Source organism: Mucilaginibacter mallensis (assembly GCF_900105165.1).
In the GTDB taxonomy this organism is placed as follows: Bacteria; Bacteroidota; Bacteroidia; order Sphingobacteriales; family Sphingobacteriaceae; genus Mucilaginibacter; species Mucilaginibacter mallensis.
Genome location: NZ_LT629740.1, coordinates 1,361,020 through 1,380,741 on the forward strand (window position 1 = coordinate 1,361,020; position 19,722 = coordinate 1,380,741).

A 19,722-nucleotide genomic window follows, 5' to 3' on the forward strand; every position below is an offset into this window, starting at 1 on the left:
TTGAGAAAAAATGAATAATATTATTGATGTGAACTGATATATCGGAAATCGCACAAGGCCCGGGCTTTTGCCTTGTTTACATCAATATAAATCCATTTTAAATAACAAAGCCGCCCGGTATACCGGGCGGCTTTTAAATATATGTAATGTTGTAAATATTATAATTTACCGATTTCCTGAACAAGGTCGATCAATTTGTTTGAGTAACCCCATTCGTTATCATACCATGATACCACTTTAACAAAGTTATCATTCAACGCGATACCTGCCTTAGCATCAAATATTGATGTGCGTGCATCACCTTTAAAATCTTCTGATACTACTTCGTCTTCAGTATAACCTAAAATGCCTTTCATTGAACCTTCTGAAGCTTCTTTCATAGCAGCTTTAACAGCTTCATAAGTAGCAGGAGTTTTTAAGCGAACAGTTAAGTCAACTACAGAAACGTCAGCAACCGGAACTCGGAATGACATGCCTGTTAATTTACCTTTAAGCTCAGGTAATACTAAACCAACTGCTTTAGCAGCGCCAGTTGATGAAGGGATGATGTTTTGGTAAGCACCGCGACCACCTCTCCAATCTTTATGTGACGGGCCGTCAACTGTTTTTTGAGTTGCAGTAACCGCGTGTATTGTGCTCATTAAGCCTTCTTCAATACCGAATTTATCATTCAATACTTTAGCTATAGGAGCCAAACAGTTAGTAGTACATGAAGCGTTTGAAACGATAGTTTGTTCAGCTTTTAGTTCTTTATGGTTAACGCCCATAACAAAAGTAGGGGTATCATCCTTTGCAGGTGCACTCATTACTACTTTTTTAGCGCCGGCGTCAATATGTTTTTGAGCAGTTTCCTGAGTTAAGAATAAACCGGTTGATTCAATTATAACTTCGGCACCTACTTCATTCCATTTAAGGTTTGCAGGGTCTTTTTCAGCAGTTACACGAATAGTTTTACCATTTACTACTAAATGGCCGCCTTCAACAGCAATAGTGCCTTTGAACTGGCCGTGTGTTGAATCATATTTCAACATATAAGCCATATAATCAGGCTCTACAAGGTCATTAATACCTACAACTTCAATGTCTGGTCTTTCCATTGCAGCTCTAAAAGCTAAACGACCGATACGGCCAAAGCCGTTGATTCCTATTTTCATGATTTTTTTAATTTTTGTTAGAATAGTACGTTAATAAATTATTTATAGGTTCTTTTATAATTGTTCCAATTTTTAAATTATTGTCGGCAGCTACCTCATATAAGTGATCCTGGAAGTTTGCAGCTACAGAACCTGCAAAGTGTACTGAAGCTTCGGGATGTTGCTTATGTAAAGGTAACAAATATGTGTTTATTAGCTTGCTAAATCCTTTTTTTATTACATTTTGTAGATAATGGTCATCACGATTATCGTAAAAAAAATCGTTAAAGGAGCTTAAAAATAATGCCGGTTGTTTTTGCCTGTACACCTTTTCGAGCAGGTTGGTGCGATCGGCATCATAGCGTTTTACAAATTTTGTTTTGAGGTTTTCGGGTAGTGTTTCGTTCATGAAACCTTTTATCAGTTGCCGGCCCAGCCAGTTTCCCGATCCTTCATCAGCCAAAATATAGCCTAAGCCGTAATTGTTCGGCTTTACCTTTTTGCCATCGTAATAGGCAGCGTTTGATCCGCTGCCACAGATGCTCACGATGCCCGGCGAATTTTTGCAGCAAGCAATAGCCGCGGCCAGGATATCATGCTCAACAGTTACCTTACCGTGTTTAAAAAAGGCAGATAGGGCGTTATATATGGTGCGTTTTAATTCGTCAGTTGAGGCACCGGCGCCAAAAAAGTAAATGCGTTTTATCTCTTCGGCGTGGTGTATCAGGTTGATGTTTTTACTGAGGAGTTGTAGGATGTGCTTTTCATCGTTGAAATAGGGATTTATGCCATTGGTTTTAAAGGACGCAATGGTTTTTCCTTTGTCCGCCAGTCGCCAGTGGGCATAGTGTGATCCGCTATATACAACTGCAATCATCAATACTTATATGGATAGAATGTGCGCCATCTGCATCAAATCATCTTCCAGTTTAAATTCGTGACTGGTTAAGGCTTCCTCCAATGATGTTAAAACAATCTCATTGGCACGCAAACCTACCATGTGTTGTGTTTCGCCTGCAATAAGCGCGTTAACGGCCGCAAAACCCAGGCGACTACCCAAAATACGGTCGAAACTTGACGGGCTACCCCCACGTTGCAGGTGGCCCAGTATGGTTACTTTAATATCGTAGTGTTCTACCTCTTTCTCCACCATTTTGGCAATGTCATATACGCCGCCGTGCTTATCGCCTTCGGCAACAATAACGATGCTTGATGATTTTTTATTAAGGTGACCAGTTTTAATGCTTGCTATCAGGTCGTCAATAGCGGTTTCAACTTCTGGTAATAAAATAGCCTCTGCACCGCATGATATACCTGCCCTGAGCGCAATAGCGCCTGAATCGCGGCCCATTACTTCAATAAAGAACAAGCGGTCGTGCGCATCGGCAGTATCACGTATTTTATCAATAGCTTCAATTACGGTATTGGTGGCAGTATCAAATCCTAAAGTATAGGTTGAGCCATACAGATCATTATCAATAGTACCGGGTACGCCAATAATTTGTATATCCGGATATTTTTTTGAAAAACGCAGTGCACCGGTAAAAGTACCATCGCCGCCAATTACTACCAAAGCATCAATGCCCTGGGCTTTTAGGTTCTGATAAGCAGTCTCCATGCCTTCATCCGTGCGGAATTCGAGGCAGCGTGCAGTTTTCAGGATGGTTCCACCAAGGTTTAATATGTTACTTACCGAACGTTTGTTCATATCGTACATATCATTTTCAATCAGGCCCTTGTAACCTTGTTTAACCCCTACAACGTTTAAGCCGTTATATATAGCAGTTCTTACCACGGCCCTTATGCAGGGGTTCATGCCGGGAGCATCGCCACCGGAGGTTAAAACAGCAAGTTTCGATATTTTTTGCATCTTTACAATACACAATTAATTGCCACGAAGATAGTGTGTATATATTACACATTAAATTTTATTTATATTTTTTGGATTAGGAATTATCACATATCTTTAAACGATATTTAATTATTAAATTATATAGTCTTTGGAAATACATCTACCTCACCTTGATTCAGTCTTTTCGACAGATTGCGTGATTTTTGGTTTTGAAGCGGGAGAGCTTAAAGTACTACTTATTGAACGTAACGAAGAACCTTTTAAAGACTGGTATGCACTGCCAGGAAATATTGTAGGCCCCGACGAAAGCGTGGACGCGGCCGCTCAGCGTATATTGTATGAGTTAACAGGCTTGCATGACCTGCCTATGCGCCAGTTCCATACTTTTGGTGAGGTGAACAGGCACCCGCAGGGCAGGGTAGTAACTATTGCTTATTTTGCATTAATACGTATTGGCGGGCAAAAGGACCTGATGCCGATAACCCAATATGCGCGTAAAGCATTCTGGCACCCGGTTAATGATTTGCCTACACTGGCCTTTGACCATACCGAAATATTTAAAAGGGCATTCAAAAAAATTCGTGCTAAATTAAATTATGAGCCTATAGCTTTTGAATTGCTGCCCGAAAAATTCACACTTACGCAGCTGCAATCGTTATATGAGGCTGTTTTGAGCAAGCAATTGGATAAACGTAACTTCCGTAAAAAGATGCTCAGCTATGGGTTTTTAAAAGAGCTCGCTGAAAAACAAAAAGGTGTATCGTACCGCGCCGCCAAACTTTATAAATTCGACAGGCGTAAATACGCGAAGATATTTCAGAACGAGATAGCATCTTAGTCATTGGTCATTACGCTTCGCTGTCATTATGCTTCGCGTCATTGCGTCATTGGTCATTGCGTCATTACGTTGCGCTGTCATTAGTCATTGATTTTAATATTCCCACAAAAAAATAGCGATGAGTTTCAAACCCATCGCTATTTTTTTGTGGGTAGTACAAATTGCTAACTGCAAACTGCCCACCGCTATCTTTTAACTGCCAACTACAATTGTGATGGCGATAACTCTAAATGGTATTTAACCAGGTCATCTATAGGTGAGCGGATGATGCGGCCTACTACCATACCGTTTTCTGTAGCAACTTCTTCCAACACATTGCGGAAGTTGTAACCTACTGAGCCAATACAGTTAAAGGTATATTTTTGGTAATCCGGGTAATGTGTTACCAGGTTACGGAAAAAGTCTTCAAATGATGTACGAACAATGTTTCTTGAATACTCAATGTTTACAATATTGTCATACACAAATTTGCTGAAACTTGCGCAAAAACGGTTAGCCCTTGGCTGGGTATAAACAATCTCGTTTATATCATCAGGGGTAAGCTTAAAGGTATCCCAAAAGTTTTTGCGGACAGCCTCGGGCATGTAGCCTCTTATATAATCGGTTAATAATTTTTTTCCTATGTAACAACCGCTGCCTTCATCGCCTAAAATATAAGCTCCTGAATCAATATTAGCGATAACTTCTTTACCATCATAAATACAGGTGTTTGTTCCTGTACCCAATATTGCTGCAAATCCTTCGGTAGTTCCTAATAAAGCTCTTGCAGCAGCAAGTAAATCATGACCAACGTTGATCTTTGATTTGGTAAATACTGCCTGCATCGCATTTTCAACAATCTGGCGCATATCCGCAGTTGAACATCCAGCACCGTAGTAGTTAACTTCAGTTATGGCATCTTTATCCAGATCTGTTGGCAGATTCTCGTTTAAAGACTGAATAATATATTCTTCATTTGAAAAATAAGGATTGTAACCTTCGGTATTGAAATAAACTTTCTTACCCTCCTCGGTAACCAGACACCAGTTAGTTTTGGTTGAGCCACCGTCAGCAATTATGATCATAAAATATGTTTTAAAAAAAAATCGGTTAAAAGTATGATTTACTTATTGTAAAAAGAACACTTAGGGTCATTAAAAATAAAATCGAGGTCAAAAAAATGATTTACAAATTTCAGAGACAATTTATTTGACATTCAAAAACAACAAAAATACAGCTAAATGGGGTTCTTTAACTGCAAAATCGTTTAATCACATCAATGTAAATTGGTTTTACCCTTAATGGTTGCGTGCAATTTTATGCAATTATATGTATTTACCATCAAATTTTTAAGCAATTTTTTGAACTATAGAAGAAAATTTACATACAGTCCAGTCATAATTAATCAGGTATAATTGTATAAAGCGATGATTGGAAAAACGTAATTGCTTGTAGTGGTGTTGTAGTGGTTACCTGCAATTTTAAGTTTTATATCTTTACTTTATCATCATTAAACCACAAACCATGCGCTTACCTACCAAAATTAAACCAATACTTATAGCTCTTTGTTTTCTTTTTTGTTTTACAATAATCAACGCGCAGAGCAGTAAGCCACAGTTTAAGGTAATAGCATTTTATACTGCCAAAAACGACCAGGCACATATCAGTTTTGTACATGAGGCCAACAAAAAATTCCCTGAGCTGGCAGCCGAATACCATTTTGCATATGATTCAACATCTAACTGGAATAACCTGAACGCGGAGTTCCTTTCGCATTACCAAGTGGTGATATTCCTGGATACCCGGCCCGAAGAGCCGGCCCAGCGTGCGGCCTTCCAAAAATATATGGAAAATGGGGGAGGATGGATGGGCTTTCACTTTTCGGCTTTTGCCTTAACTCCATCAGATGTAAATGCTAACTGGGATTGGTACCACAATGTGTTTTTAGGGTCGGGGCAGTATGTGAGCAATACCTGGCGCCCAACGTCGGCTATATTACGTGTGGAAGATCATCAGCACCCTGCTACCAGGGATCTGCCAGAAACCTTTAAATCGGCACCAAACGAGTGGTACCGCTGGGAATTCGACCTGCGTAAAAATCCGGATATAAAAATATTATGTTCAATTGATTCAACCAGTTTTCCGCTGGGCACCGGCCCAAAGCTGAGTGAGATATGGCACAGTGGCTATTACCCGGTAGTGTGGACAAATAAGAACTATAAAATGATATACTTTAACATGGGCCATAATGATATAGATTATGAACACCATAACAATAATGACCTGTCGCATACCTTTGACAGCCCCATGGAGGAGAAACTTATAATGAATGCCTTATTATGGCTGGGCATGGGTAAAAAAATGAATAAATAATAAACGGTACCTATTTTTTGCTTTTTTGATGAATCAGTTTGGGCTAAGCCCGGATTTCTTCTCGATGTATTTATTATATTGAAAAAACTAATTTTTTTTCTGTCGAAATATTACCGCAATTGTAAAAAATATGATAAATATTACTGTAATGGATAATATTACCCATGTTTTAAATAATATAAAAGAATTATTCTTTAACGGTGTATAATTTATGCTCATTTACATGGCAAATGAGTTGTGAAAAGTAATAAAATTAGCTATAATTGTATCTTCATATGGTAAGTATCACTACTTACTTATTGTGATAAGGTTTAGGTTTAAGCCTCCAAGCAGCGAGTGCGAGGAGGCTTTATTTTTACTAATTTCTCCACGGTTAATATTTAACACTATTGTGATAATAATAACCAGTCGCTTTTTACACAATTCAATTAATTTTTCCTTTTTAGCTATATTTTTGCATCTTTGCACTTTCAAAAAATAAGGCGGTTGTAAAGCCGTATGTTTTTAGGATGGTCCCATAGCTCAGCTGGATAGAGCAACTGATTTCTAATCAGTAGGTCTCAGGTTCGAATCCTGATGGGATCACAAAAAGCCTCAATGCAAATTGAGGCTTTTTGTATTAAAAGCTATATGTTGCTAAACAGATTATTCAACAGCGGATTTCAACGTTAAGGCAGGATATGTCCTTTGCGCATTGGTATAATAAAGCTGGCAGAGCACCTCCTCGGGTAGATGAATGGAGATTATGATGAATGAGACCACACCATTTCGGCGCAAGCTGACCCACTGTTTCGGGGCAAACTGACCATGGTATTTCGGGGCAAACTGACCCACCAAAACTCGTAGCAAATGCTGTAGAAGCAACCATCTTTTGAGGGCAAAAGACCCGTTCTAAGATGGCCAATTTGACAATCAGCATGAGTAAGATTAGAAAGATTTTAAGGATGAACAGCCAGGGTCGCAGCACGCGATTTATAGCTGCCCAGATTGATTCATCCCGGAATACCGTAAGAAAGTACCTGGCCGTCCTTAAGAAGAGCGGCTTTACCTTTGAAGAAGTTAATAGCCTGAATGATAAGGAACTGGAAGATATTTTCGGCAAGACCAGGGAAAACAACCAGCCAAGCAGCCGTATGCAATCCATGCTGCGCTGCTTTCCGCACGTCGATAAAGAGCTCAAAAAGACCGGTATGAACCGGCAACTCCTGTGGGAAGCCTATATCAAAGAGTTTCCTGACGGCTATAAGTACACCCAGTTTTGCACGTATTACAACCAATGGAAGACCAGGGTCAACCCGACCATGCACATGGATCACAAGGCCGGAGACAAGCTATACGTTGATTTTGCGGGTGAAAAGATGAGCTATACGGACAAGGAAACCGGTGAAGTCATTGAAGTAGAAGTCTTTGTAGCAATCCTTGGGGCCAGTCAGCTCACCTATGTAGAGGCTGTTATGAGCCAGCAAAAGGAAGACTTTATCGCAGCCTGCGAGAATACCCTGCACTTTATCGGCGGCGTTCCTGCCGCCATTGTACCGGATAACCTGAAGGCGGCTGTAACCAAAAGCAGCCGCTATGAACCAACCCTTAACGAAACATTTGAAGACTTCGCCGACCATTATGGGACTACCATTCTACCAGCGCGGGCGTACCGCCCGCGTGACAAGGCATTAGTAGAAGGTGCCGTTAAGATCATTTATACCAAGGTATACGCCCCTTTAAACAAGCATGTCTACCATTCTTTAACAGAACTCAATACAGCGATCTGGCAGGCCCTGGAAGTCCATAACAGCCAGTTGCTTAAGGGTCGCAATTATAGCAGGATACTACAGTTTGAAGAGATCGAGCGTGGGGCCCTGGCACCGCTACCTGTCCTGCGTTACCAGTTCAAAAAACACTTTTATGCCAGGGTGATCAAGAATGGCCATGTCAATCTCGGCCCTGATAAACACTATTACAGTGTGCCTTATCGCTTCATCGGCAAGCGGGTTAAGCTATTATACTCCCGCACTATTGTAGAGATCTACTCCAATTATGAGCGTATCGCTTTGCACCCGCGCGAAAAGAACCCCTATGGTTATACTACTGACAAAGAACACATGGCCAGCGCTCACCGCTTTAAAAGTGACTGGACACCAGATATGTTCCTCAATTGGGCGGCCTCCATTCATGAGGATGTCAGGCTATATATCCTTCAGATACTGGAGCGTAAACAACACCCCGAACAGGCTTACAAATCCTGCCTGGGGGTACTTGGCTTTGCAAAAAAAGCAGGGAATGACCGGTTAATAATGGCCTGTCAGCGAGGGCTCAGTTATGGCCTTTATAGCTATAAAACGATACAAACCATATTGGAAAACAAGATGGACAACTATGAGGAAAGCATATTTGCCGATGAGCTACCCATGCCTGATCATGGTAATATCCGGGGAAAAGACTATTACAAATAACCATTTAAAACAACAATAACATGAACACAAGCACCTTAGACAAACTGCGGAAGATGAAGTTCTTCGGCATGTTCCATGCCTTTAAAAGCAGTATGGAAACCGGTAAAACAAACGATTACACGGCAGATGAACTACTGGCCCACCTGGTAGATGCAGAATGGGACGACCGGCAGAACAGGCGTATCGAACGCACGATCCTATATGCCCGGTTCCGCTATAAAGCTTCAATTGAAGATGTTCATTATCATGCCGACCGAAGTATCGACCGCAACCAGATCATGCGCCTGGCAGATTGTACGTTTGTTGACCGCTTCGAGAACCTGCTGATCACCGGCAGTACCGGTATCGGTAAAAGCTATATTGCTTCTGCTGTGGGCTACCAGGCCTGTGTATTGGGCTACCGGGTATTGTACACCAGTACACCCAAACTGTTCGCTAAACTGAAGATGGCCAAGGCGGACGGCTCCTACATGAAAGAGCTGGCTAAGATCGAAAGACAGCAATTGCTCATACTCGACGACTTTGGTATCCAGCCTTTTGATGCACAAAGCAGGGCTGCGCTAATGGAGATCATTGAGGACAGGCACGGTAAGACCTCGCTGATCATCACTTCGCAGTTGCCAGTGAGCAAATGGTTTGAAGTGATCGGTGAAAAAACGGTTGCTGATGCGATCCTTGACCGGATCGTTCATGATGCACACCGCATCGAGTTAAAGGGAGAATCTATGAGAAGAAAACGTAATGTTGAACCAGAAAACAGCCATTAATGAAATTACCTTTTAAATAACTATTTTTGTACATGCTTTTATAGCATTTGCTGCAACCCAAAAGTCAGCTAACCCCTGGGTCAATTTGGCCCGAAACAGGGTGGTCAACATCTCCATAATATACACTCCCTGTCGAACAAGATCAACCGGGCGCTCAATGATACGGAAGTTAGAAAAGAGAAGACGCTGACAGATGAAAAGCTAAAAGTGCAAACAGCAGAGCTTATCCTGGCCAACCAGGAGCTCACCTTTCAAAACGAAGAAAAGGAAAACCGTGCACAGGACCTTATTGTGCTGTCGGCTAATTTACATTCACAAAAAGAGGAATTACACCGCGCAAACGGGCTGCTACTTATAGAAGAGGAAAAAGTAAAAACCATTAACGGTGAGTTATTGCAGTTAAACCAGGAACTGGAGGAGCGGGTAAACCGCCGTACAAAAGCTTTAACAGAAAGTGAACATCGCTTCCGCAACATGATGGAAACTATTCCGCAAATTGCCTGGACAAATACCGCGGGTGGTGAATTTATTTTCTACAACCAACGCTGGTATGATTATACAGGATTAGGCCAGCAGCAGACAAATGCGTCCGGATTAAAATCAGTCATCCATCCGGATGACCTGAAAAAGAGCGTGGCTCATTTTGGGATGATCAGGCAAGCGGGTAATGGTGGCGAATTTCAGCTCCGTGGTAAAAGGGAAGATGGTCTGTACCGCTGGCATCTGGTGCGTTTAATGCCGATAAAGGATGAAAAAGACCAAATACAGCTATGGATAGGCACAGCCACCGACATTGAAGAACTACGGCTGTTGCAGCAGCAAAAAGATGATTTTATCAGCATTGCCAGTCATGAGCTTAAAACACCTATCACCAGCCTGAAAGCGTCTTTACAGTTGCTGAACCGGATGAAGGGGAGCCCTTCCGCCCGGATGTCGCCGCTGATCGTTCAGGCTAATAAAAGTCTGGATAAAGTAAATGTACTGATTGAGGTCCTTTTAAATGCCAGCAAGGCTAATGATGGGCAGCTCCACATGAGCCCAAAAAACTTCATCCTTTCAAAAATAATTATTGAATGTTGCCAATATATACAGACAGAGGGTATTTATACTATTAAAATTGAAGGCGATATGACTGTTGAAGTTTATGCGGATACTTCACGTATTGATCAAATTGTCATCAACTTTATTACCAATGCTATCAAGTATGCTCCTGATTCAAAAGAGATCATCGTTTATATTGAACGGATAAACGGCATGGCCAAAGTATCGGTCAGTGATCAGGGGCCTGGCATTCCACCCGAAAAGCTGCGGTTTCTGTTTGATCGTTATTACCGTGTGGATAATAGTGGCAGTCAATATACCGGGCTGGGGCTCGGACTTTATATTTGCGCGGAAATCATCAAAATGCACAACGGCCAGGTCGGCGTTGAAAGCGAGATTGGAAAAGGTACAACTTTTTGGTTCACTTTGCCTGTTGCCTTTTCATGAGTTTTATTTTAGCTGTAATAATCCAGTATTAAGTCAACAGTCTTTAGTCGTAAGTCTAAAGCCAGATTTCGTTCTTTTTGAATTTTGACTCAAAACTTTAGGCTCATGACTAGCGACGTTTTATGATTGACACGACACTAGCCCCTGGTATCTTGATAAATTAATTAAATTTTATCAATGTTTAAATACTTGTCTACCAGTGTGTAATAAAAGCTTTACATATTTTATGATCTGTTGCATAAACCTTGTATGCCGCATATGGTCTAAATTTGGAAAGAATCCTGCCAGTTATGAGTAATTTAAGTGTTGCCTTTGGATCATACAGACCTGATCTGATAAGCAACGAAACACTTGTTGATCTATTTAAAAATTCAGTGAAACATTTTGCCGGTAACACGGCGCTTATTTTTCACGACAGGCAGCTAACCTATGCCGAACTCGATAAATGGAGTGATGCCATCGCTTTGCACCTGGTTAATAACGGCATTACCCGTAAAAGCACAGTTGGCATTTGGTGGCCCCGGGGGCTTGAATTGCACGCGGCTATCCTGGGTATTATAAAATCAGGTGCTGCATACGTACCTGTGGACCGTGAAACACCTGCTGAACGGCTTGAAATGATTCTTACAGAGATAGGCGCCTCGGCATGCTTTAGCATGGAAGCTTTGAATGTAGCGTGCCCTGTTTTACAAATCCCCACGTATGAGGAAACAACCGCTATACTATCTTCAATACCAAAAAATGAGTTGATATCTCCTGAACCGGAGGATATGGCCTACATTTTATATACTTCGGGCAGCACCGGTAAACCCAAGGGTATACCTATCGGCCACAAACAAATATGCCACCTGGTAAGGGCGGAGCAGGATGTATTCAACGTTACTGCCACCGACAAAGTTTACCAGGGATTTTCCGTATCGTTTGATATGTGGTGTGAAGAAACCTGGCTAAGTTATTTTGCCGGGGCCACGTTATGGGTAGCAGACAATACTACTTCAAAATCCATTGACGAGCTGGGCTCGGTTTTGCAAAAGGAAAATATAACTATTTTGCATGCTGTGCCCAGTTTATTGGCAGTTATGCATAATGAAGTGCCATCGTTAAGGCTCATTAATGCCGGTGGCGAGGCTTGTACACCGCAGGTGCTGGCCAAATGGGCAGGCAATGGCTTAGCATTCTATAATAGCTATGGCCCAACAGAAACTACCGTTACGGCTACTATAGCAAAGCTGACGGAAGAGGACGATATTGTGATTGGTCATCCGCTGCCGAATTACAATTTGGCAGTGATTGATGCTGATATGAACCTGATGCCGCTTGGTGAACCCGGCGAACTGGTCATCACCGGGCCAGGTGTTTCGGAAGGCTATATTGGGTTGCCCGAACTTACCCGGCAAAAATTTATACCAAAACCTGTTTCGTTAGCTGTTTTGCCCGGCGATATGGTCTATCGTACCGGGGATGCTGCTATCATGCTTAAAAACAGAGCGGTGAAACTACAGGGTAGGATGGATGACCAGGTAAAACTGCGGGGCTATCGTATTGAGCTGGGCGAAATAGAAAGCAGGATGAACATGCTTGCTGGAGTCAGCGCTGCAGCAGTTGGTATAAAAAAAGACAGTCACGACCGGGATCACCTTGTTGGCTATGTGATGATGGAGGATTCAGTCTGTATTGATGATAAGCTGCTTAGGATGGAACTTTCTAAAACACTGCCTGCATACATGATACCGGGCAATATTGTTTCCCTGCGCGAAATGCCCCGCCTGCCAAGTGGTAAAATAGACCGCAAAGCCTTACCTGTGCCCGATGAGCTTGAAAATGAATTGGAAGATATTGTTATTGACGCGGATGCCCCGGTAGGTGATAAGGTAATGGCTATTTTGCATAACGTGTTCCCCAGCCGCGATATTGATCCTTCAATGGATTTTTTTGATGATCTCGGCGGTCATTCATTGTTAGCTGCAGCATTTGTTTCGCAGTTAAGGCGTGAGGCTGCACTACCATATGTAGCATTAAAAGATGTTTATCTTCATCGGCCCATAAGCAGCCTGATTGCTCACTGGGAAGAAGAACAGCAGGCACAACAACCATCAAAACAACGGATCTTTAATAAAGTGCCCAAGTTGCGTTATCTGTTGTGCTGGGCTGCACAATCCGTTTCGTTACTGGCTATATACGGGCTGCTCGCTTTCCAGATATTTATTCCCTACCTGGGCTATTATTATGTTAATGAGGAAACCGGCAGTCTTGGCTATTCCATTGTTACTTCTTTAATGCTTTTCGCGCTGATACCGCCCTTGTTTACACTTGTATGCATTGCAGGCAAATGGCTATTGATAGGCAAGATGAAAGAAGGCGATTACCCGCTGTGGGGGAGTTATTATTTCAGGTGGTGGCTTGTAAAGAGTATACAGCGTCTCTTGCCCGCACAGTTTCTAAGTGGTTCACCTTTATATCCCGTCTATCTTCGTTGGCTGGGAATGAAAATAGCACCCGATGCGCAGATAAGCAGTTTTGAGTTTGGAGCAGAGGATCTCATTACCATTGGCAGCGATGCCAGTCTGAGCTCAAAAACGCATTTAAACAACGCCTTTGTGGAAGATGGTATGCTTAAACTGCGTAAAATAACTATTGGCGATCATGCTTATATTGGCAGCAGTTCAATAGTATCGGGCGATAGTGTGATAGCAGATTGGGGCGAACTGCAGGACCTGAGTTGTTTGCAGGCCGGTAAAACTATAGCAGAAGCCGAGGTATGGCGCGGGAGCCCCGCTCAGTTAAAAGAAAAGAAAAAGATAGAAGACCTGCCTCAGCCTTTAGTGGTATCACGCAAGGATCGTATAAAGTATAATACCTTGTTCATGATTTGCATACAAGCATTTCCGCTCATTATCCTTTTACCTTTGCTGCCAACTATCATCACCATAAATAAGCTGGATGATGCCGCGGCCGACTATAATTTTAATTACATGGTGACTGCACCATTGCTGGCCCTGCTGTATATAATGCTGTTTGCCGCAGAAACAATTATCATTACCCGCATATTGCAGTATGATCTGAAACCCGGTAAATATCCCATATACAGTATGGCGTATGTGCGCAAATGGTTTGCAGACCAGGTGCTTTCCATCAACCTGGTTGTTTTGCATCCTATTTACGCTACGGTGTTTATTTCCGGTTTTTTCCGTGCACTTGGTGCAAAAGTTGGCAAAGGCGCAGAAATATCAACAGCAGGCAGCGTAACGCATCCGCTACTTGAAATTGGCGACGGCGCGTTTGTTGCCGATGCTGTAACGCTTGGTGAGGCTGATGTACGCGGTCAGCAGCTTATACTTGAAAAAACTGTGATAGATGGCAACAGTTTTGTGGGTAATAGCGCGCTTATTCCTCAGGGCTACCATCTGCAAAGCGATATGCTTATCGGGGTACTATCCGTTCCGCCTGATCAGGAGCAAATGTCCGGAATTGGTGGTTCCGATTGGTTTGGTTCGCCCGCCATCAGGTTACCGCGCAGGCAGGAAAGCAATGTTTTTAATGCAGCGCTTACCACTAAGCCAAAATTTATTCGTAGACTGGCTCGTGGAACGGTAGAGTTTATCCGCACTATTTTGCCTGAAAGCGCTATTATTTGCTCATCTATCCTGTTTATTGCCTATGGGCATGATCTTGTTACGCAGGAGCCTTTGTGGAAGATCATTTTACTCTTTCCGTTCTATTACCTGTTTTATATGGGTCTGCCGGCGTTTTTGTTAACGGTATTGCTCAAATGGCTTTTTGTAGGCAAATACAAACCCCTACAAAAGCCTATGTGGACCTGGACAGTATGGCGCAGCGAGGCCATCACGTCAACTTATGAGGCGCTATCAGTACCATTCCTGTTGTTTTATATGCAAGGAACCCCGTGGCTGCCCTTATTGCTTAGGCTGCTGGGTGTTAAAACCGGCAAACGTGTATGGATGAACACAACTGATATTACTGAATTCGATATGGTTTCCATCGGTGACGACGCTGCCCTGAATTCCGATTGTGGCCCGCAAACACATTTGTTTGAAGACCGCGTGATGAAGGTTGGCCCGGTAAAAATAGGTGCAAGAAGCACGATTGGCGCGGGAACTATTGTTTTATATGATAGTGAAATAGGCGATGACACCTGCGTAGAGGCGCTATCGCTAATCATGAAGGGGGAACGGCTTGCACCGGGGACTAATTGGGCAGGCAGTCCGGTAAAACCGAGTTGAAATCCTTCGGGAATTATTATTATAAATTGCCAAATGACAAGGATCTTTTATACTGACATTTCATTTCCCCGAAACGAAACCGCGTTTAATACTTATTTAGATGAATTACCCGAATCTCTAAAAAATAAGGTATTAAAATTCAGGCGGTGGCAGGATGCATATGCAAGCCTGTTTGGCAAACTTCTTTTAAAAGCAGCACTTTTAAATTGCGGCTTCAGTTCTTTTACATTTGATGATCTGCAGTATACTTCATTTAATCGGCCATTCATCGAAGGCAATATTGATTTTAATCTTTCGCATTCAGGTGCTTTTATCGTATGTGTATTAAGTAATGAAGATAAGGTTGGGATTGATATAGAGGAGGTTAAATCAATAAATTTAGGACATTTTGAAAGCCAGTTTACCGCTGATGAGTGGCTGAATATTACCAACGCTACTGACCCCTATAGTGAATTTTATAGTTGCTGGACTAAAAAGGAAGCAATACTGAAGGCTTCAGGTGAGGGCTTAAATATGCCTTTAAAACAAGTACAGCTTTTTGATGATTACGGAATTCTAAATAAAAACAAATGGTATATTAAGGAATATCATCTTGCAAATAATTATTCAGTTCATTTGGCAAGTGAGATAATTATCAATCCAAAAATAGTTCCCGAGAAAATCGATTTCCCTTAAACCCAACTTCAAATTTCGATATAAACAGACCTGCAGGCAGAGTCTCCAATTTGAAAACTGCGGATAGTGGAAATCTGCTAAATAGCCAATATACTATACGGAGAAAGGGCCAATTGTTATTTTTTGGTCATTATCAGCAAACATTGTGATTTCCTATTTGTTATTTGGATAGCTATTAACTATTTTTAAGGATTCACCACGCTAAATTTTGAACTTATGGAAACAGCCCAACGCCCTTCCTTGCTCGATACTATCCTGGTAAGGCTTAGCCCTGCGGATATAGCGCATACTGATAACCGCAAACTGATCGCTGAACGCATCGAATCCCTTTTGCGACAGAACGGTTGGACGCGTCAACATTTCAAAGGATTGATGCGCAGGGAGATCCTGCCGCTCAGGGCTTGGCTGGGGCATACCTACAACCTGACGCTGGATGGGCTGCACGAACTTTGTGCACTGCTGCACATCTCATTAGGCGACCTGGTGGCTGAATAATCCGGCACTGGATAATTACTGCGAATACTGAAGTACATAAATACTGTTGAAAGACGGGGTTGCTTTGTATTGGCTTAACTTCCGCACTCGGTATTCGTTTAATTATAACATCCTATTGCTCAATAATTATTTTTTTGTCCTGATATCATAGGTGTTCAGAAGATAAAAAAAGGGAATCATGCTGAGGCACTCGAAGTATGCGGGTAATGGCCTTTACGCTTACCCTTCGAGTGTCTCAGGGTGACCCCACACTCTATATTCGTAAGAAAATAAATCTTCCGAACACCTATCTTCCTGACATTAACCGTATTCCATTTGCTAATATCATTTAGTATGAGTAATATGTGCTGGCATAAGTGGTATAGTTATGAGGTGTAAAACGGTTCTTGTTGCAATATTTATGATGATTACGCTGGCAAGCTATGCCCAATCAGTTGAAGTTACCAACATCAGGAAATCGCTAAACAATATTAGCGACAGCTCACGTTATGTTGATGCCCTCAACAGGCTGGCTATGCTCCTCTACGAAAAAAACATTGATAGCACATTTGTATACACGGCCAAAGCCCGGCAGATAGCTAACCGTCTGGATTATGTTAAAGGTAAGGCGGATGCCATAAACAACCTGGGCGTGGTGTTTGATATTAAAGGGAATGTGCAGCTTGCCCTGCGCTACTACGACGAAGCTTTCAGAAATTATACACAATTGCACGATTCGGTTAACGTGGTAGAATCCTTAATGAACATTGCCATGGTTTATAAGGAAATAGGGAAGGATCAGCGGGCCATACAGGAGTTTAATGAAGCGTTGAGCTTAGGCCGTAAGTTAAGGCAGGACTCTATCATGTCGCTTACTATTTACAATTACCTGCTGGAATACCCCGCCAAGTTTAACCGCGATTCGATGGGTTATTATATTGCCCGGGCAAAAAGTATAGCTGCAAAATACCACGATCAACGAACCTTAATTGCAATTGATCAACTTGTTGCCGACGATATGATCAGCCACGGCAGCCGTGAAAAGGGTTTGGCACTGCTTGATAGTACAATAAACGCGGCCATCAGGCATAATCTGTATTATGTGAGTATGGATATGATGATAGATATGGGCGATCAGCTGGCAACAAGCGACCCTGTAAAAGCAGCCGGATATTACCAGCGCGGACTGACTGTGGCAGGCGAAAATGGTTATCTCATCTACAGCCAGATCATGGCCCGCAAACTGTTCGATCTTTATACCTTGCACCATGATAGTTTGCAGGCCGCCACTTACAGCAGGCAATTGGTAGCGCTTAATGATGAGCAGGCAAAGCTGAACAACGCATCAAGCATAGATTACCTGGATTATGTCTATAAAGATCAACAAATCAGGTCGCTTTCCGTTAGGTCAAAATATCAGACCGTATTGCTAATACTGGCGGCAGTTGTTTGCCTGCTTGCTATAACTATAATTGTAGTGATAAAGCGCACATTAGCGCGAACAAGGCTCCTTAACAGGCAGGTACAGGAACAATATGTGCAAATGAAAGGGACCCTGGATGCACTGGAGCAAAGCCAGGCCGATAACTCGCGCATGATGAAGATAGTAGCGCACGACCTCCGCAACCCCATCGGCGCTATTACCTCACTTGCTGCACTGATGCTTGATAATGATTCATACCCGGAAGAAGACCGCATGATGCTTGAAATGATCAGAACGTCGGGCAATAATTCGTTGGAATTGGTGAGTGATCTTTTGCAGGTACATACCCGGACTGAAGAACTGAAAATGGAAATGGTTGACCTTGACCAGATGCTGCATTATTGTGTCGATCTGCTGGAAAATAAAGCCAGCAGCAAAGGGCAGCAGCTCAAGCTGGATAGTTTACCGGTTACTATTGCTGCCAGTCGCGAAAAATTATGGCGCGTAGTGAGTAACTTAATTGCAAATGCCATTAAATTCAGCCCCACCGGGGCAACAATTCACATCAGCCTTGAATCTGTTCCTGAAAAAGTAATTATTGCTGTAAAGGATAATGGTATAGGCATCCCCGAGGAAATGGGTAATAAGATATTTGATATGTTTACCGACTCCAAACGCCCCGGAACAGCCGGCGAACAACCATTTGGCCTTGGCCTTGCCATCTCCAAACAAATTGTTGAGGCCCACGGCGGCAAAATCTGGTATGAAAGTCATCCCGGTAACGGAACAACTTTTTATGTGGAATTGCCTAAGGGGGCTTGAATGTAGTCGGAGACTACGGGCATAGTGATCCGAAGTTGGAAACTTCGGATAGCGGGGGGGATTTGCAAATTCATTTGGATTAGCTATACTGGTAAACATAATTCGATTGATTTAATTTATTAATTACCAACTTGTTAAAGAGTGTTAAATTCTTAAAATGCGTTGTCGTTAGTAGTGATTTCGCATCCACAGTTATAAAAATTACCTATAAACATGAAACTTAAATCTGCAATTATTATCAATCTGCTTTCTCTTTTATTGGTAATATCCGGCTGCGGGGATAGTCATACAACCCCAAAAAAAGAATCATCCTCCTCAATTAAGGAATTTACCTGTTATTCAAACAGCGTAAAAGATACCTTTTACATTACCGTTCAGTTACCTTTAAATTATGAGAAGGAACCTAAAAAACGTTACCCGGTAGTGTTATTAACTGATGCAAATTTTTATTTTCCTATGCTGGCGCCCATTGTGCACCAGTACGAAAAAGGAGGTTTATTACCTCCATTAATACTGGTAGGCGTAGGATATAAATCTTTCGAATTGATGAATTCATTAAGAGTGCGGGATTATCTTTATCCCCAAGCGATACCATCTGATGAAATGAAAGCACCGGGTGGCGGGCAACGTTATTATCAATTTATAACTAACGACCTGCTTCCTAAAATAGATTCGAATTACAGAACCGAAATGAATACCAGGACCTTGCTGGGGCACTCGTTTGGTGGTTACTTTTCCTTATTTGCATTTCAACAGCAGATGAGCGGAAAAAGGAACGACTTTAAAGGGTTTGTATCCGCAAGTCCATCCTTATGGTATAATAATAATTATCTATTCAAGTTACCGGACCAGCTTAAAAGAACATTGCTTAAAGACACGGTAAGTGTTTTTTTGTCTGTTGGCTCATTCGAAACGCCAAAAGAATGGACTATTCAACCGGTGGAAAATATGGCAAAACAACTTGATAATAAGCATATAAGCAAATTAAAATTGTCGACAATAGTTTACAACGATCTTGATCACATGGATGTTGGGTTAATCTCCTTTATACGTGGTATGGAAAAAATGTATGCTAAACCTGCTCAATAATAATGATAAAAAAATCGAAAAAAGATTTTGAAAAGTCTTAGAATACGGGTATTTCTGTCATTAAATCAGCGTATACCCCGCTGTCCGGAGTCTCTGACTTCGGACCACTATGCTCATA

14 protein-coding genes and 1 tRNA gene are annotated in these 19,722 nt (G+C 42.1%); 11 read left to right on the top strand and 4 right to left on the bottom strand.

Going from position 1 to position 19,722, the window contains the following annotated elements; all coding sequences use genetic code 11:
- Positions 1–158: 158 nt before the first annotated feature.
- Genes gap through pfkA form a run of 3 tightly spaced genes read right to left on the bottom strand, consistent with a single transcriptional unit; the run spans position 159 to position 3,003 of the window.
- The gene (gene gap, locus BLU33_RS05635) at positions 159–1,154 is read right to left on the bottom strand and encodes a type I glyceraldehyde-3-phosphate dehydrogenase (RefSeq protein WP_091370195.1); all 996 of its coding nucleotides are present in this window, start codon (positions 1,152–1,154) and stop codon (positions 159–161) included.
- Between the two features lie 7 nt (positions 1,155–1,161).
- A complete protein-coding gene (locus tag BLU33_RS05640; RefSeq protein WP_091370197.1) occupies positions 1,162–2,010 on the bottom strand; it encodes a hypothetical protein in 849 nt (282 codons plus the stop codon).
- Positions 2,011–2,016: 6 nt separating this feature from the next.
- Entirely contained in the window at positions 2,017–3,003 is a 987-nt protein-coding gene (gene pfkA / locus BLU33_RS05645; RefSeq protein ID WP_091370199.1) for a 6-phosphofructokinase, read from the bottom strand.
- Between the two features lie 130 nt (positions 3,004–3,133).
- Here pfkA and BLU33_RS05650 point away from each other — a divergent pair, with 130 nt between their 5' ends.
- Complete coding sequence (locus BLU33_RS05650) at positions 3,134–3,823, top strand: NUDIX hydrolase (protein WP_091370201.1); 690 nt, start codon at positions 3,134–3,136, stop codon at positions 3,821–3,823.
- A 203-nt stretch (positions 3,824–4,026) separates the two neighbouring features.
- Here BLU33_RS05650 and BLU33_RS05655 read toward each other — a convergent pair whose 3' ends face one another.
- Entirely contained in the window at positions 4,027–4,887 is an 861-nt protein-coding gene (locus BLU33_RS05655) for an N-acetylglucosamine kinase (RefSeq protein ID WP_091370203.1), read from the bottom strand.
- A 439-nt stretch (positions 4,888–5,326) separates the two neighbouring features.
- Here BLU33_RS05655 and BLU33_RS05660 point away from each other — a divergent pair, with 439 nt between their 5' ends.
- The 10 genes from BLU33_RS05660 to BLU33_RS05710 all read left to right on the top strand — a co-directional run bounded on the left by BLU33_RS05660 (position 5,327) and on the right by BLU33_RS05710 (position 19,604).
- Entirely contained in the window at positions 5,327–6,175 is an 849-nt protein-coding gene (locus tag BLU33_RS05660) for a ThuA domain-containing protein (RefSeq protein WP_091370205.1), read from the top strand.
- 511 nt (positions 6,176–6,686) lie between these two features.
- Positions 6,687–6,760: transfer RNA gene (locus BLU33_RS05670), tRNA-Arg, on the top strand.
- A gap of 332 nt (positions 6,761–7,092) precedes the next feature.
- Entirely contained in the window at positions 7,093–8,625 is a 1,533-nt protein-coding gene (istA, locus tag BLU33_RS05675) for an IS21 family transposase (RefSeq protein ID WP_232009318.1), read from the top strand.
- Positions 8,626–8,645: 20 nt separating this feature from the next.
- The gene (istB, locus tag BLU33_RS05680) at positions 8,646–9,392 is read left to right on the top strand and encodes an IS21-like element helper ATPase IstB (protein ID WP_091369152.1); all 747 of its coding nucleotides are present in this window, start codon (positions 8,646–8,648) and stop codon (positions 9,390–9,392) included.
- A gap of 207 nt (positions 9,393–9,599) precedes the next feature.
- Positions 9,600–10,880, top strand: coding sequence for a PAS domain-containing sensor histidine kinase (locus BLU33_RS05685; protein WP_091370209.1), 1,281 nt, complete (start codon positions 9,600–9,602; stop codon positions 10,878–10,880).
- Between the two features lie 290 nt (positions 10,881–11,170).
- Entirely contained in the window at positions 11,171–15,121 is a 3,951-nt protein-coding gene (locus tag BLU33_RS05690) for a Pls/PosA family non-ribosomal peptide synthetase (RefSeq protein ID WP_091370211.1), read from the top strand.
- 33 nt (positions 15,122–15,154) lie between these two features.
- Positions 15,155–15,796: a 4'-phosphopantetheinyl transferase family protein gene (locus BLU33_RS05695; RefSeq protein WP_091370212.1), complete on the top strand. Its 642-nt coding sequence runs from the start codon at positions 15,155–15,157 to the stop codon at positions 15,794–15,796.
- A 216-nt stretch (positions 15,797–16,012) separates the two neighbouring features.
- Positions 16,013–16,291, top strand: a complete 279-nt coding sequence (locus BLU33_RS05700; RefSeq protein WP_091370214.1) for a hypothetical protein — start codon at positions 16,013–16,015, stop codon at positions 16,289–16,291.
- Positions 16,292–16,691: 400 nt separating this feature from the next.
- A complete protein-coding gene (locus BLU33_RS05705) occupies positions 16,692–18,515 on the top strand; it encodes a tetratricopeptide repeat-containing sensor histidine kinase (protein ID WP_172829218.1) in 1,824 nt (607 codons plus the stop codon).
- A 213-nt stretch (positions 18,516–18,728) separates the two neighbouring features.
- Positions 18,729–19,604 carry an alpha/beta hydrolase gene (locus tag BLU33_RS05710; RefSeq protein WP_091370217.1) on the top strand — a complete coding sequence of 292 codons (876 nt, stop codon included), beginning with the start codon at positions 18,729–18,731 and terminating at the stop codon, positions 19,602–19,604.
- The last annotated feature ends 118 nt before the right edge of the window (positions 19,605–19,722 follow it).